Below are 13,326 nucleotides of genomic sequence, written 5' to 3'. Positions count from 1 at the left end.
GCCAGCACGGAGGCCCGGGCGACACCAGCCCGCGAGCGCCTCCGCGGCCCCACGCCACGACCATGCGGGGGCTACGACGCACTCCCCGACGAGGCCGATTCCACGCCACCATCGGCGTACATTGTGCACGCCATCGCTTTCGCGAACCGGAAAGTGGTTGCACTCGACCGGATGACACGTAAGACTCTGGGCGCCCCGACTGCGACCGGTCAAGCGCCCCAGCGGGCGTCGGCCCAAGCGGTCACCAGCGACTCCGGAGCCCACCCCGTGCGCCCTGCTCAGGCCCTGCCCGAGAACCACGCCGAACCCGCCGGGGGTGATCGGCCTGCGCCGTGGGCCGTCGGCGGGACGCCCGCCGCTCCCCCGGTCGCCGCGCTCCGCCGCCCGCTGCCGGCCGATCCGCACGCCGCGCTGACGGCGGTTCGCGAACGGACCCGGATCCTCGTGTCCGGCCTGACCCGCGGGCAGCTCGAGCGCCAGATCGATCCGCTGATGAGCCCGCTGGTCTGGGATCTCGCCCACATCGCCGCCTACGAGGACCTCTGGCTCGTCCACCGACACGGCGACCGGCCGTTGTTGCGCCCCGACCTCGCCGATCTCTACGACGCCTTCGAGACCCCGCGGACCGTCCGCGGGGACGTCGAGCTGCTCGATCTGCCCGCCGCCTGGGACTACCTCGCGGTGGTCCGCGCGCGGGTCGACGAGGTCGTCGCCGAGCGCGGCGTCGACCCCGAGCTGCACGAGATGGTGCTGCAGCACGAGATGCAGCACACCGAGACGATGCTCCAGACGATCCGGCTCGGTGACCTGGCCCCGTGGTTGCGGCCGCTGCCCACGCCGGTCGCGCCGCGAGAGCCCGCCGACGTCGCGGCCCAGGCCGGCAACGGCCGGACGCCAGCCACGACGTCGCCCGGGGCCGGACGCGCCCCAACCGCCCCCGAGCTCGTCGAGGTCGCGGGTGGCACGACCACGATCGGGGCCGGCGACGACGTCTTCGCCTACGACAACGAGCGGCCCCGACATCCCGTCACGCTGGCGCCGTACCGGATCGCCCGCCACCCGTTGAGCGTCGCGACCTGGGATGCGTTCGTCGCCGACGGAGGCGTCCGCGACGCGCGCTGGTGGAGCGACGCCGGCTGGGCCTGGCGGGCCGGCGGCGCCAACACCGACCTCGGCGACGCGACCAAGGGCGGCCCGACCAGCCGGTCCGGGGTCACCGCGGGCCGCGAGCACGCCACCGCCTGCCACCTCAACTGGTTCGAGGCCGAGGCCGTCGCTACCTGGTGCGGCCTGCGACTCCCGACCGAGGCCGAGTGGGAGCACGCCGCCGGCCACGGGCTGCTGGGAGGCATCGGGACCGTCTGGGAGTGGACCGCCAGCGAGTTCCGCGGCTATCCGGGCTTCCGTCCGCACCCGTACCGCGAGTACTCGGAGGTCTTCTTCGATCGCGGCTACCGGGTCCTCCGCGGCGGGTCGTTCGCCGCCCATCCGCGGGTCGCGACCACCACCTTCCGCAACTGGGACCTGCCCGACCGCCACCAGATCTTCGCCGGTGTCCGGCTCGCGGGGGACGCCGCATGAGCCCGCTCGACGACGCCCTCGGGGCGCCCGCCGGCGAGGCGATCCTGCCCGCCAGCGCACTCGTCCAGGTGACGATCGCCGACGCCGACCCGGCTCCGCGCACGCTCGCCCACGACGTCCACGACGGCCTCACCCAGCCGTTCAAGCAGCTGCCGCCCAAGCACCTCTACGACGATCACGGCTCCGATCTCTTCGCCGCGATCTGCGAGCTGCCCGAGTACTACCCGACCCGCACCGAGCGGGCGATCCTGGTCGAGCGGGCGTCCGAGATCGCCGAGCGGACCGGAGCCGTCGAGCTGGTCGAGCTCGGCTCGGGGTTCGCGACCAAGACCCGGGTCCTGCTCGACGCGCTCGACGCCGCCGGCCGCCTGCGCCGGTTCGTCCCGCTCGACGTCAGCGCCCCGACCGTCCACCACTGCAGCACCGAGGTCGCCGCCACCTACGGGATCCCGGTCCACGGGATCGTCGGCGACTTCGAGCGCGACCTCGACCTGGTCCCGGGCACGATCGGCCCGCGGATCGTGGCGATCCTCGGCGGCACGCTCGGCAACCTGCCGCCGGGCAGCCGCCGGCACTTCCTCACCCGGCTCAGCGGTCTGCTCGACGACGACGGCTGGCTGCTGCTCGGGATCGACCTGGTCAAGGACCCGGCGATCATCGAGCTCGCCTACAACGACGCGGCGGGCGTCACCAGCGCCTTCAACCGCAACGTGCTGACGGTCCTCAACCGCGAGCTCGACGCCGACTTCCCCGTCGACGAGTACGAGCACGTCGCCTTCTTCGACCCCGACCACGAGTGGATCGACATCCGCCTGCGGGCGGCCCGCGACCACACGGTCCGGATCGGGGCGCTCGGGCTCGACGTCCCGTTCGCGGCCGGCGAGGACCTGCGGACGGAGATCTCGAGCAAGTTCACCGCCGAGCGGATCGCCGCTGACCTCGACGCGTCGGGACTCGCCCTCGACCAGCTGCTGAGCGACGACGACGGGCGCTTCGGACTGGCGCTCTGCCGGCGGGCGGACGCAGCCTGAGGCCCGCCCCGCACGAGGAACGACAGCTAGGGCGTGACGGCCCCGGCCGGCGGCGTCGCGCCGCCGCTCGCCGCCCCACCGCTCGGCGCGGTCTCCGAGGCCGGCGGAGCGGTCGGCTCGGTGGTCGTCGGGGTCTGCTGCTGACCGGCGGCCCCGGGGGTCGCGGTGGCCGGATCGGGCGTCGTCGACGGCGTGGTCTCGGTGGTGCTCGGCGCGGTCGTCGTCGTCGGCGCGGTCTTCGTCTTCGTCTCGGTCTTGGTCGTCGTGGTCGTCTTCGGCTTGTCCTTGTCCTTCGACTTGTCCTTGTCCTTGTCCGACGACGTCCGGGCGGCCTTGCTCCCCGAGAAGAAGGTCGTGTTCCCACCCCCGGACGCCGAGCCGCCCGCGATCAGCTCGGGGACGGTGACGGCGGTCGCGGCAATCGCAAACCCGAGCAACCCGGTGATCAGGGCCAGCCGCCAGCGATGACGGAACGGCCGCTTCGCCGAGTAGATCGTCATCGGCGCGGGGTCGACCGACGCACCGCTCGGGCCGTCGAGCTCGTACGGCGGAACGCCGGGATCGTACGGCGGCTCCCCCGGGTCGTACCCCGCACCGGGGCCGCTCCGCGGACCGGATCGGCGCGGCCGTACCGCGGTCGGCACAGCGGGCCCGCCCGCCCCCACCGAGCGCAGGGTCCCGTCGGCGGGTGCGCCCGCCGCCGTGCTGGCGCTCCGGCGCCCGACCGGCAGGGCCTGCGCGACCGACGGCAACGCCTGCGAGACGACCGCCGTCGGCCGCCGCAGGCCCTCGCGGAAGAGCGCGACCGCGACCGGGGTGAACGCCGCCGAGGCGAGGGTGCCCGGCGCCCAGACCTTCGAGCAGATGAACGCCGACGCCGCCGAGGCGATCGCGGTGATGATCAGCGTGCGGAGGTCGAGCCCGTCGCCACCGGAGCGCGGCGCGGGGGATGCGGTCGTGGGGACGTGCGCGGTTCGTTCGTCGGGAGCGGCCATAGAAGAGGAACGGAGCGTCCGGAAGCCGAACGCCCACCCTTCGGTTGTAGCGCACCCGGCCGCCCCCGCGCGACACCCGAAGGCGACGAGTGCCCCACCTCACGGAGGCGGAAGCAGCCGTTTCGGCGACCGGCGAGCGCTCTCGAACGAGGGCCGCCGGACCACGACCCGTTAGCGTGGAGCGTTCCGCATGACCGATATCGAGACCACCCGCAGCTGGCCCCACGCCGAGCTGGTCGCCGACCTCGCCGCCCTCCGCGAGGCCACCCCGCTGACCCACTGCATCACCAACGTCGTGGTCGCCGGGTTCACCGCCAACCTGCTGCTGGCCGTCGGCGCGTCGCCGGCGATGGTCCACGCCCCGGAGGAGGTCGCCGACCTGGTCCCGGTCGCCGGCGGCCTGCTCGTCAATCTCGGGACGGTGACCGCCGACCAGGGCGACGCCGCCCGGATCGCCGTCCGCGTCGCACAGGAGCACGGGACGCCGTGGGTCCTCGACCCCGTCGCCGTCGGCCCGCTCAGCATGCGGACGGCGCTCGCGCGCGAGCTGCTCGACCACGGACCGGCCGTGATCCGCGCCAACCCGTCGGAGACCCTGGCCCTCGCGGGGGTGCGCGGCGTGCCCGCCGCCCGCGGCGTCGACGCCACCCAGGGCCCCGAGGCGGCGCTCGATGCGGCCCGTGCGCTGGCCCGCCAGACCGGGGCGGTCGTCGCGGTCAGCGGCCCGACCGATCACATCGTCAGCGGCGACCAGCTGATCACCGTTCCCGGGGGCGACGTGCTCCTGACCAAGGTCACCGGCGCCGGCTGCGCGCTCGGCGCGCTGATGGCGGCGATGCTCGCCGTGACCCCGGACCCGCGGCGGGCGGCGGTCTCCGCCTCGGCCCTGATCGCGGTTGCCGCGGAGCGCGCGTCGAGCGCCGCCCGCGGTCCCGGCTCGTTCGCGGTCGGCCTCCTCGACGAGCTGTCCCGGATCGACGCCCACACCGTCTAGGGCGGGCCCACCGGGTCGTTGGCCGGGGACCCGCCCGCGGCCAACGCCGCGTCAGCGAAGGCGCCGACGCCGTCGCGACTCTCGGCCGAGACGCAGAGGACGGCGGCCCGCTAGCCGTCGAGTCGCTCGACCAGAAGCGATGCGTTCACGCTCGTCTGGGTGCCCCCGGCCAGCGTCTGGAGGGTCACGGCCGCGGCCGACTGGTGGTTGCGGAGGGTGATGACGTCGCCGGCGAAGAGGCTCACGATCATCTGCCCCTTGTTCTGCTGCGTGCCCGCACCCGACCCGTAGACGCCGCCCGGGACGGGTGCCCCGTTGACGAAGACGGCGAACTGGTTCGGCTCGACGCCACTGACGGCGAACTCGATCTTGTAGTCGCCGCTGGCGTCCACGACCAGCGTGGACGTCCCCGGCGCGTGGTGCAGGCCCGACGTCAGCGTGCCGTTGTCCGAGAACTGCACGTCGGCCTCGATCGCCACGACCTGATTGGTGGTGTTGAAGAGGTAGCCGTAGGCCACGAGCCCCCGCTCGCTGTCGGCCCCCGGCGCCCCTTGAGGACCGGCCGGCCCGGTCGCACCGTCGGCGCCGTTCCAGCCCGGGGAGCCCTGGATCCCCTGGGGACCGGTGTCGCCCGTCGCCCCGGCCACGCCGGCGGCACCGGTCGCCCCGGCGGCACCGGTGGCACCGTCGACGCCGGGCAGACCAGCGATCCCGGTGGTACCAGCCGCACCATCCGCACCGGTGGCACCGATCGTCCCGGCGGCGCCGGTCACGCCGGTGACCCCGTTCAGGCCGTCGGCCCCGGCCGCCCCCGTGACGCCGGCGACGCCCTGGAGCCCCTGGGCGCCGGCACTGCCGGCCGTGCCGGCCAGCCCCTGGAGGCCGGTCGTACCGGTAGCCCCCTTCGCTCCCCGGGCGCCCTGCTCACCGCGCGCGCCACGCACGCCCTGCGGGCCGCGCGGCCCGCAGCGGATCGGGCGGGCCTTGGCCCGCTCCGCGCCGAGTCGCTTCGCCTCGGGCTTCGGGAACGGGCACTTGATGCCGTTCCCCTCCACCGCCTGCGCTTCGCCCGCGAGCGCCGAAGCCAGCGAGACCGCGAGGACCACCGTCAGGCCGAGCTTCCGACGGGACGACCTGTGATGAACCACTGGTTGCTGGTTGCGCATCCGCGGAGTCAATCAGGTGGCGCTCGACCCCTCGGTCCGGCTCCCGAGGCCGTCCACCGCCCGCCGCGCGATCGCGTCGAGGCACTCACGCTGGTTGTTGATCGTCTGGGAGCGGTGCAGCTCCGGCAGGTCGTCACGTTCGAGCAGCCGCTGGCAGGCCGCCAGCGACGTCTCCAGTGCCCCGACCCAGTACGCGGTGATCGACAGCTCGAAGAGCATCCCCCACGCCCCGACCCAGGTGGCGACGAAGAGCATGTCGGACGGCTGGGGACGATCGACGCCCCGGAGCGCGAACAGGTGGGCGGACTCGTAGTGCCCCCGGGTCCGGAGCTGCGCCGAGAGCACCTGCAGTGGCTCGAGTCGCTGGGGCCGCATCTCCCAGGCGGAGATCAGCGTCGCCATCGCCCGCGGCCAGTCGATCTCGACCAGCAGCGATCCGGCCTGGTAGCGGGAGAAGAAGACCTCCTCCTCCCAGCCGCCCATCGCCGCCCGACGCTCGTACCACTCGATCGCCTGCAGGCGATGGCCGAGGTCGCGGTGGGTCTGGGCGAGGTAGAAGGTCGCTCGCGCGTCCTCCGGGTCCGCCTCGACCTGTCGCTCGAGCAGCTTCAGGTCGCGCTCCCAGCGCGGCTTGGCCCCCTCGCGCGTGACCGGCAGGTGGACCCACCGGACCGTGTCCCCCGGCAGCGGAGCGATCCGGCCGTCGACGCCCAGCACCTCGTGAACGACCCCGCGCCAGCGACCGCAACCGCGACGGACGAGCCGGACGTGGTGGGCGTGCTCGGTCAGGGCGTAGTCGTAGCGCGCGGTCAGCGCCGCGGTCTCGGGCGCGGCCGCGGCCACCGCCCCACGCAGTTCCTGCGCGCCGTGGAGCTCGTCGTCGCAGTCCGCCCACACGCACCAGTCGCTGTCCAGCGCGTCGAACGCGACCTGGCGGGCAGCCGCGAAGTCGTCGATCCAGGTGAAGTGCTCGACCCGGCAGGTGGTCCCGGGCTGGGTGGCGGCCCACTCCTCGAAGCGGGCGATCGTCGCGTCCTGCGAGCCCGTGTCGACGAGCACGACCTCGTCGAACGCCCCGTCGCAGGAAGCCAGCAGCCGGGGCAGCGTCTGCTCCTCGTCGCGCGCGATCAGTCCGAGGCCGACCGTCGGACGGGGCTTGCGCTCGTTCACGCGGGAACCGTAGCAACGGCAACCGGCACGGCTGGTGTCCCGCGCTCACCCTGCGAGGGTCACGCAGCCGATTCGACGATGCTCATCTCGACGAAGACGAGCACCACCACCCCCAGGATCAGCAAGAGCGTGCCACCACAGACCACGAAGAACCACCGGGCGAACCGGCGGAGCAACTCTTCGGCGCTCGTGTCGTACATCGTGCGAGCAGCGTAGCCCCGCCGCCGCGTGCCACCAGCGGCTTCGGGCGTCACTCCACCCCAGAACGACGAAACCCCCGCAAAGCGGGGGTTTCGGTGTCCTCAAGGAACGGGAGCGACGGGACTCGAACCCGCGACCTCCGGCGTGACAGGCCGGCGCTCTAACCAACTGAGCTACGCCCCCTGAGGCAGGCAAGTATGCACGATTGTCCTCGATGATGCGGCGACGTTCGCGACCCGATTCGGGGGACCCCGGAAGACCCCGCGACCGCGGCCCCACCGAACCACCGTACGCGGATCTCGCCGAACGGCGTCGATCCCGTTGCGACGAGACCGGGCGCCCGGCCCACCAATCCACCGTTCGAAGCCGGTCGCCATCGGCGTCGCCCGCGCCGCCCCGTTGACCCGAGCGACCGCGAGCGCGATCGACCGCCCGTCAGTGCCCGAAGGCGGTGCGCCGACCGACGCACGCACGCAGGCCCGGCACGCGGACCGCCGCCTGCCGCAGGCGCTCGACCGGCCGCGGCCGGATCAACGCGTCGGCCTGCGCGTAGGCGACCCTGGCCGCCTCGTAGGCCCCGCGCCGCGCGAGGCCGGCCCCAAGTGCCCGCAGGTCGGCCGCCTCCGCCCGCCGGGAGACCGGGCCCCGCACGTGCGGGGCGTGCGCGCGGTGCACGCGCAGCAGCCCGACGGCCTGCTGGACGAGATCGTGCGTCAGCCCACCCGGGTGGCGCCGACAGCGGATCTCGGCCCCGAGCACCGCGACGAGCTCGCCCTCGCGCTCCAGCAGCCGCAGCCACAGGTCGAGGTCCTCGGCGTACCGCAGATCGGCGTTGAAGCCCCCGACCGCGTCGAAGGCCGCCCGCCGCACCACCGTTGCCGACGTGCACAGCGGGTGCCGCTCGTAGACGGTCGGCAGGACCAGGAACCAGCGGTGGGCCCCGTGGTGGAGTCCGGCCCAGCCCTCGTCGACCGGCAGGTCGTCGGGACCGACGAAGCGGGTGTCGCCGGTGAAGATCGAGGCCGAGGGGTTGCGACCGATCGCGCGCCGGTGCGCGGCGAGGTGCTCCGGCGCCCAGACGTCGTCGTGATCGCAGAAGGCGACGTGATCGACCTCCTGGGCCAGCGCGGCGACGCCGGCGTTGCGGGCCCCGCCCGGGCCACCCGAGTGCTCGAGGCGAACGATTCGCGCGCGGCCGGCGTGCTCGGGTGCGAGCTGCAGCGGACGCGGGGATCCGTCGTCCACCACCACCACGTCGACCGCCGGCTCGCTCTGCGAGAGCACCGCATCGAGCGTCTGCACGAGGTACGGGCTGAAACCGTGGACGGGGATGACGACGCCGAGGCGCACCGCGGGCCAGCCTAGCCGAGCCCGCCGAGCAGCCGAACCCGGCCAGCACCAACCCGCTCCACCCGGCGGATCGGGTAGCGTTCGATCCCCGTGGGTTCTGCCGATGAATTTGAGCCGCAGGTCAACGCGGAGTCGCCGGTCGGCGACTCCCCGGAGACGCCGTTGACCACGGAGGCCGCCGCACCGCCGGACGCGGGCGATCCGAGCCCGCCGCCGACGCCCTCCGAGGGGGCCGCTACGGCCCCGGCCGACAGCACTCCGGAGGCATCGACCGGCAGCGCGCCGCAGCCCCCCGAGGGCACCGACGTGACCCCCGAGGCCCAGCCCGAGAGCCCCTCCGGCGCGCCGTCCGGCAGCGCACCGCAGCCGCCCGCCGACGAGCAGCCCCCCGCTGAGGCCGCGGGCGACCAGCCCAGCGCCCCGCAGGGCGACGTCGCCCAGGAGCAGACCTCTGCCGAGCAGGGGACGCCGGACGCCGCCGAGAGCAGCTCCTCGGAGCAGGGCTCCGAGGACGCCGCGGCGACGACCGAGGGCGAGGCTGCTCCCGCCGAGCAGCACTCCGACGACGCCTCCGCCGAGGGCAAGTCCGAGGGCGAGAGCAAGTCCGAGGGCGAAGGCAAGTCTGAAGGCGAGAGCGAGGGCGGCGACGGCCCGAAGCGCAAGCGGCGCCCGCGTGGCCGTCGCCACGGTCGTGGCGGAGGCCAGCGCGGCGGCCCCCGGCGCTTCCAGTGGGATGAGGTCTTCCTGCGTCAGCGGCTCGAGCTGCTGCGCGCGATGGATCCCGATCCGGTCGCGATCGCCTGGGCGGTCGAGAACGGCGGACGCTTCGACGTCGCCGACATCCTCGCCGGCGAGGGCTCGTCCGGTCGCGAGTTCGGCCGCCGCGCCTACGCGGCGACGCCCGAGACCGACGATCAGGCGGCCTGGATCATCCTCTCGGCGGTCCGCGCCCGCGACATCATCCCGCTCGCCCGCGAGGCCGTCAGCGGCACCAGCGATCAGCGCGAGCAGGTCAAGACGGCGATCGAGCGGCTGGGCATCGCCCGGATCAACCCGGCGCTCCAGGGCGAGCGTCCGGCGCAGCAGGTCTTCGCCGAGCGGGCCCAGCGCGTCGATCTGACCGGCGAGGGCGGCGAGGAGCAGAAGGCTGCCTGGGCGCTGCTCTCGCTCGCTCGCCCGCAGGACGTCCGGACGGCTGCGGCTCCGCCGCGGCCGCGCAGCGCCCCGAGTGGCCGCCCCGGCGACGACGACCGTCGTGGCCGTCAGCGTCGCGATCCCGGCATTCCGGGCGGCGTCTTCTCGGTCGGCGAGTCCGGAATCGGCGGAGAGCTCGGCGCCAAGCTGCGTGCCGCACTGGCTGCCGCCGAGGGCTCCACGCCGGACGAGCCGCCTGCCGCGCCCGAGTCCGACGCGCCGGAATCCGCAGCACCCGAGTCCGACACGCCGGACACCCCCGCCACCGACTGATCGGGCGGGACCACCGGCCGGCGCTCCGAGCGCCGGCCGCCCGAGCGGGCAACGACCGCCGCTCTCCGCACCCGGGATCCCCGGGCGGCAGCTCCGGCCCTTGGCGGCCACGGAGGCCGCCGGGACCGTTGAGGCCGGTCAGCCGGGGCCCGGCGGGCCCCGCCGGTCAGGCCGCGGGGCTCACCACTCGGAGGGGGGCGGAACGTTCCGCAGCCCCTCGTCGAGATCGCCGGCACCGGAGCGCACCCCGACGGCCTCGACGACCTCTTCCTCGGCCTCCTCGAGCTCCTCGTCGTGATCCCCGTCGCAGAGGACCCGGAAGTTGCCCGAGGTCCCTGCGTCGCAGTGGATCGTGATGCCGGGGAGGATCGTCTCGCCCTCGTCGAGACCGAGGCGGTCCATGTCGAACGCCGACAGACCGATCCCGTAGGCGTTGTGGGTCGGGTTCTCGCGGTCGTGCGCGTTGACGGCCATCTGGAACGCCTGGAGGTTCTTTGCGATCTTCGAATGGTCCGACATGACTTGCCTATAGGCTAGCGCGCCGACGCGGTACCCTCGACTTCTCCCCGGGGCGCGTAGCTCAGTTGGTTAGAGCATCCGGTTTACACCCGGAAGGTCGCCCGTTCGAATCGGGCCGCGCCCACTACGCCTGACGCCGCCGGATCCGCCGCCCCACTCGCGGATCCGACGGCGACCGCATCGCCGCTGGAGCCCGGTACGGCCGCCCATCTGCGCCCTGCCCGACGCGCGATACCGGGCCCGCCACCGACTGGCCGATCACGATCGACGCCCGCTGGGCTCCACAGGCTCTCTGCGTCCTAGACTTGATCGATGTCGACCCGCCACGGCGCGATCGTGAGACTCGCGGGACTCGGCATCACGCTCGCTGCGTTTCTGGCGGTCTTCGCCGTCGGAGGCGCGGTCGGCGCCGGCACCATCCGAGACTGGATCGAACCGGCTGGGGTCGCCGCCCCGCTGCTCTACCTGCTCATCTCGGGCGTCCTCGGCGCCCTGCTCGTCCCCGGCGCCGCCCTCGCCGCTGCCGCGGGCCTGCTGTTCGGCCCGATCGCGGGCGCCCTCATCTCGCTCCCGGCGGCCGTCATCTCGGCGGTCCTCGCACAGCGCTTCTCGCGGCGAGCCGGCGGGACGGCGTTCAACCAGCTCTCCGGGCCGCGCCTCGTGGCCCTCTCCTCGTTCGCCTGCCGCCACGGCGTCCGCGCCGTGATCATCCAACGGCTGCTGCCGGCGGTCCCCGACGGCCCGCTCTCCCACGCCTTCGGGCTGGCCGGGGTACGGACCCGCGAGATCGCCCTGGGCACCTTGATCGCCTCCGGCCCTCGGGCGCTTGCCTACGCCCTGCTCGGCTCGAGCGCCGGCAACCTCACCGGCCCGAACGCGATCGCCGGCCTGCTGCTCAACATCGGGACCGGCGCGCTCGGACTCGCTCTCGCGTGGGTCGTCTTCCGCAAGGAGCGGACGCGGGCGCAAGCCCTGCGCGACGCAGTCTCGTGCCCGGAGCCGAGCAGCCAGATCGCCACAGGCTCCGATCCACGTGCGATCGCAGACGCTCAGCCGAACTCCAGGGCGCCGTCCGATCAGCTACACGAACGATCTACGGCCGAGGCAGCGGCCCCCTAGCCGCAAAGCAAGGATCGAGGGTGTAGTCGAGATCCCCCATCGCCGACTACACCCTCGAAGCCTCGTCCCGTCCAGCGCAAAGCACTGGCTCGCGCCCGCCGAAGCGGACGCTCCCCAACGTAGACGCTCGGCAGACACGAAACCGACGCGAAATCTCAAAATCAGCCAAAGTTGGCGCGTTGCCGCTCATTTTTGCCGTCCGCGCCCCCAGATCTGGACGTTTGATGAACGATTCGGCAGCCGCTGGACACCCAGAAGCAGACGTCTGAACGATCACGATGGCCTCCGCGCGCAGCGTCCAGGCCGGCACAAGCATCCCGCCGGCCCCACATCGGCACCGCCCACAGAGCCCACGCCCTCGCGGGCACTGGTCCGCCAGGCCTGCCCCAAGCGACCCGGTCCCGGGAGCCGCCTCACCGTCGCGGGAGCCCCGCCGCCCGCAGCGGCCCGCGGTAGCCCGCCGCCCCCGGCGACGCCGTGACGCGCGGCGAGGTGGCCGCCCGGGTCTCCGCCAGCGGACTGATGCGGATCTACCGTCTTGGTGACCGACAATCCGCATCAGTTCACGGCGGGATCGCCCATCAGGCCTCGTCGATGGCCCCGATCGTCAGGTCATGCGATCGATCGACGGGGGCCAGAGAGGCCTTGTCGCGGCGAGCCGCTTCCAAGCCCGGCCCGCCAGCCGTACTTCCGCACTCCTGAGCCCCCGCGCCCGCGCGCCGCCCCGCGAGCGCCCCCACGCCCGGCCACGCCGGCCGCCGCCGCTAGCCCCCCTACCGCCGTCCGCTACGAAGCCGGTCGGCAAGAGCGGCCCGCCGACACGCGACCCCGTTCTCAGCACCCTTACGCCGGCGGCAGGAGTCGACCACGACGACGCCCTGCACCCACGCGTCTCATCCCCATCGCGCGCTCTGCCGACCGGGCCAGCCCTTCGGCCAGCGGCCCGGCATCCGACCAGGCGCCGCCGACCCCAGGGCAGCCCCTCCCTCACCAGCCACGAACCCACGACCCGCCCACGGCGACCAGACCACCGCCGGCCAGCACCGACGCCCAGGCACACGCACCAAGAGCCTCGGCGGCGGCCGGCTGCCGGCAGTCCTCCGCCACTGACCGGCGACCAGACGCCGGCAGTCCTCCGCCACCGGCCGGGAGCCATCACCGGGCCGTGCCGGCCGGCCGGCCACCAAGTCGACCCGACCGGTCCCGAGCCAGGCCGGCCCCAGCCACCAAGCCGCCGAGCGGCCGCGGGCCCCGCGGCGCGCGCAACGCCACAAAAGTCGCCCAGGACCACCAGGAGCCAGAGCACCAGTTTCGCGCAGAACGTCCCAAACGCGCCCGACCCAGCCCCGACCCGACCCGACCCCAACCCGCCCCGGAACCCGACCGGCCCAAGCGACACCCCAGCCACTTGCACGCACCAGCCAACCATCAAACCACAAAAAAGCGCCCCGCCAAACTGGCGGGGCGCAAACTAAATCCGGCGGCGACCTACTCTCCCAGGCCCTTGCGGGCCAAGTACCATCGGCGCTGAGGGGCTTAACTGCTCTGTTCGGAAAGGGAAGAGGTGTATCCCCCTCGCCATAACCACCGGAAAATCACGAGAAACCAGCCCACCCGGGGGTCTCTGAAAACTACACAGCGGGTATCACAATTACCGTCAAGCCCTCGGACCATTAGTACCGGTCTCCTACAGACATCACTGTCCTTCCAGATCCGGCCTATCAACCTGGTGG

11 protein-coding genes, 2 tRNA genes and 2 rRNA genes are annotated in these 13,326 nt (G+C 73.6%); 6 read left to right on the top strand and 9 right to left on the bottom strand.

Translation table 11 applies throughout. From position 1 onward, the window contains the following. The first annotated feature begins 267 nt into the window (after positions 1–267). Entirely contained in the window at positions 268–1,581 is a 1,314-nt protein-coding gene (locus ACVUH9_RS14775; RefSeq protein ID WP_475758195.1) for an SUMF1/EgtB/PvdO family nonheme iron enzyme, read from the top strand. Continuing rightward, on the top strand, positions 1,578–2,612 hold the full coding sequence (gene egtD / locus ACVUH9_RS14770; RefSeq protein ID WP_475758193.1) for an L-histidine N(alpha)-methyltransferase: 1,035 nt from the start codon (positions 1,578–1,580) through the stop codon (positions 2,610–2,612). The genes ACVUH9_RS14775 and egtD overlap by 4 nt, the downstream gene beginning before the upstream one ends. A gap of 26 nt (positions 2,613–2,638) precedes the next feature. On the opposite strand, the gene ACVUH9_RS14765 is transcribed toward egtD, so the two are convergent. Further along, on the bottom strand, positions 2,639–3,607 hold the full coding sequence (locus tag ACVUH9_RS14765; RefSeq protein ID WP_475758191.1) for a hypothetical protein: 969 nt from the start codon (positions 3,605–3,607) through the stop codon (positions 2,639–2,641). A gap of 190 nt (positions 3,608–3,797) precedes the next feature. Here ACVUH9_RS14765 and thiM point away from each other — a divergent pair, with 190 nt between their 5' ends. Beyond that, positions 3,798–4,601 carry a hydroxyethylthiazole kinase gene (gene thiM / locus ACVUH9_RS14760; RefSeq protein ID WP_475758189.1) on the top strand — a complete coding sequence of 268 codons (804 nt, stop codon included), beginning with the start codon at positions 3,798–3,800 and terminating at the stop codon, positions 4,599–4,601. 110 nt (positions 4,602–4,711) lie between these two features. Here the strand turns inward: thiM and ACVUH9_RS14755 are convergent, their stop codons facing one another. The 5 genes from ACVUH9_RS14755 to ACVUH9_RS14735 all read right to left on the bottom strand — a co-directional run bounded on the left by ACVUH9_RS14755 (position 4,712) and on the right by ACVUH9_RS14735 (position 8,488). Continuing rightward, a complete protein-coding gene (locus ACVUH9_RS14755) occupies positions 4,712–5,749 on the bottom strand; it encodes a BclA C-terminal domain-containing protein (RefSeq protein WP_475758187.1) in 1,038 nt (345 codons plus the stop codon). A 30-nt stretch (positions 5,750–5,779) separates the two neighbouring features. Beyond that, complete coding sequence (locus ACVUH9_RS14750; RefSeq protein WP_475758185.1) at positions 5,780–6,937, bottom strand: tetratricopeptide repeat-containing glycosyltransferase; 1,158 nt, start codon at positions 6,935–6,937, stop codon at positions 5,780–5,782. A 59-nt stretch (positions 6,938–6,996) separates the two neighbouring features. Further along, positions 6,997–7,137, bottom strand: a complete 141-nt coding sequence (locus tag ACVUH9_RS14745; protein WP_475758183.1) for a hypothetical protein — start codon at positions 7,135–7,137, stop codon at positions 6,997–6,999. 110 nt (positions 7,138–7,247) lie between these two features. Then, positions 7,248–7,321: transfer RNA gene (locus ACVUH9_RS14740), tRNA-Asp, on the bottom strand. Between the two features lie 252 nt (positions 7,322–7,573). After that, positions 7,574–8,488, bottom strand: a complete 915-nt coding sequence (locus ACVUH9_RS14735) for a glycosyltransferase family 2 protein (RefSeq protein ID WP_475758182.1) — start codon at positions 8,486–8,488, stop codon at positions 7,574–7,576. Between the two features lie 90 nt (positions 8,489–8,578). Here ACVUH9_RS14735 and ACVUH9_RS14730 point away from each other — a divergent pair, with 90 nt between their 5' ends. Then, a complete protein-coding gene (locus ACVUH9_RS14730) occupies positions 8,579–9,955 on the top strand; it encodes a hypothetical protein (protein WP_475758180.1) in 1,377 nt (458 codons plus the stop codon). A 180-nt stretch (positions 9,956–10,135) separates the two neighbouring features. On the opposite strand, the gene ACVUH9_RS14725 is transcribed toward ACVUH9_RS14730, so the two are convergent. Beyond that, a complete protein-coding gene (locus ACVUH9_RS14725; protein WP_475758178.1) occupies positions 10,136–10,474 on the bottom strand; it encodes a hypothetical protein in 339 nt (112 codons plus the stop codon). Positions 10,475–10,524: 50 nt separating this feature from the next. Between ACVUH9_RS14725 and ACVUH9_RS14720 the strand changes: the two genes are divergently transcribed. Beyond that, positions 10,525–10,598 (top strand) — tRNA-Val (locus ACVUH9_RS14720). A gap of 188 nt (positions 10,599–10,786) precedes the next feature. Continuing rightward, positions 10,787–11,593, top strand: coding sequence for a TVP38/TMEM64 family protein (locus tag ACVUH9_RS14715; RefSeq protein ID WP_475758176.1), 807 nt, complete (start codon positions 10,787–10,789; stop codon positions 11,591–11,593). 1,475 nt (positions 11,594–13,068) lie between these two features. On the opposite strand, the gene rrf is transcribed toward ACVUH9_RS14715, so the two are convergent. Then, positions 13,069–13,185 (bottom strand): 5S ribosomal RNA (gene rrf, locus ACVUH9_RS14710). Positions 13,186–13,246: 61 nt separating this feature from the next. Next, positions 13,247–13,326, bottom strand: a 23S ribosomal RNA gene (locus ACVUH9_RS14705); the annotation flags it as partial.

The organism is Patulibacter ginsengiterrae (assembly GCF_056269115.1).
The sequence above is the reverse complement of the archived record's forward strand: the minus strand, read 5'-3'. Positions and strand labels throughout refer to the sequence as shown.

What these genes read in the sequence shown, in the direction of transcription:
- ACVUH9_RS14715 (WP_475758176.1), top strand. Translation starts at nt 10,787, where the DNA reads ATGTCGACCCGCCACGGCGCGATCGTGAGACTCGCGGGACTCGGCATC.
- ACVUH9_RS14725 (WP_475758178.1), bottom strand. Translation starts at nt 10,474, where the DNA reads ATGTCGGACCATTCGAAGATCGCAAAGAACCTCCAGGCGTTCCAGATG.
- ACVUH9_RS14765 (WP_475758191.1), bottom strand. Translation starts at nt 3,607, where the DNA reads ATGGCCGCTCCCGACGAACGAACCGCGCACGTCCCCACGACCGCATCC.
- ACVUH9_RS14745 (WP_475758183.1), bottom strand. Translation starts at nt 7,137, where the DNA reads ATGTACGACACGAGCGCCGAAGAGTTGCTCCGCCGGTTCGCCCGGTGG.
- thiM (WP_475758189.1), top strand. Translation starts at nt 3,798, where the DNA reads ATGACCGATATCGAGACCACCCGCAGCTGGCCCCACGCCGAGCTGGTC.
- egtD (WP_475758193.1), top strand. Translation starts at nt 1,578, where the DNA reads ATGAGCCCGCTCGACGACGCCCTCGGGGCGCCCGCCGGCGAGGCGATC.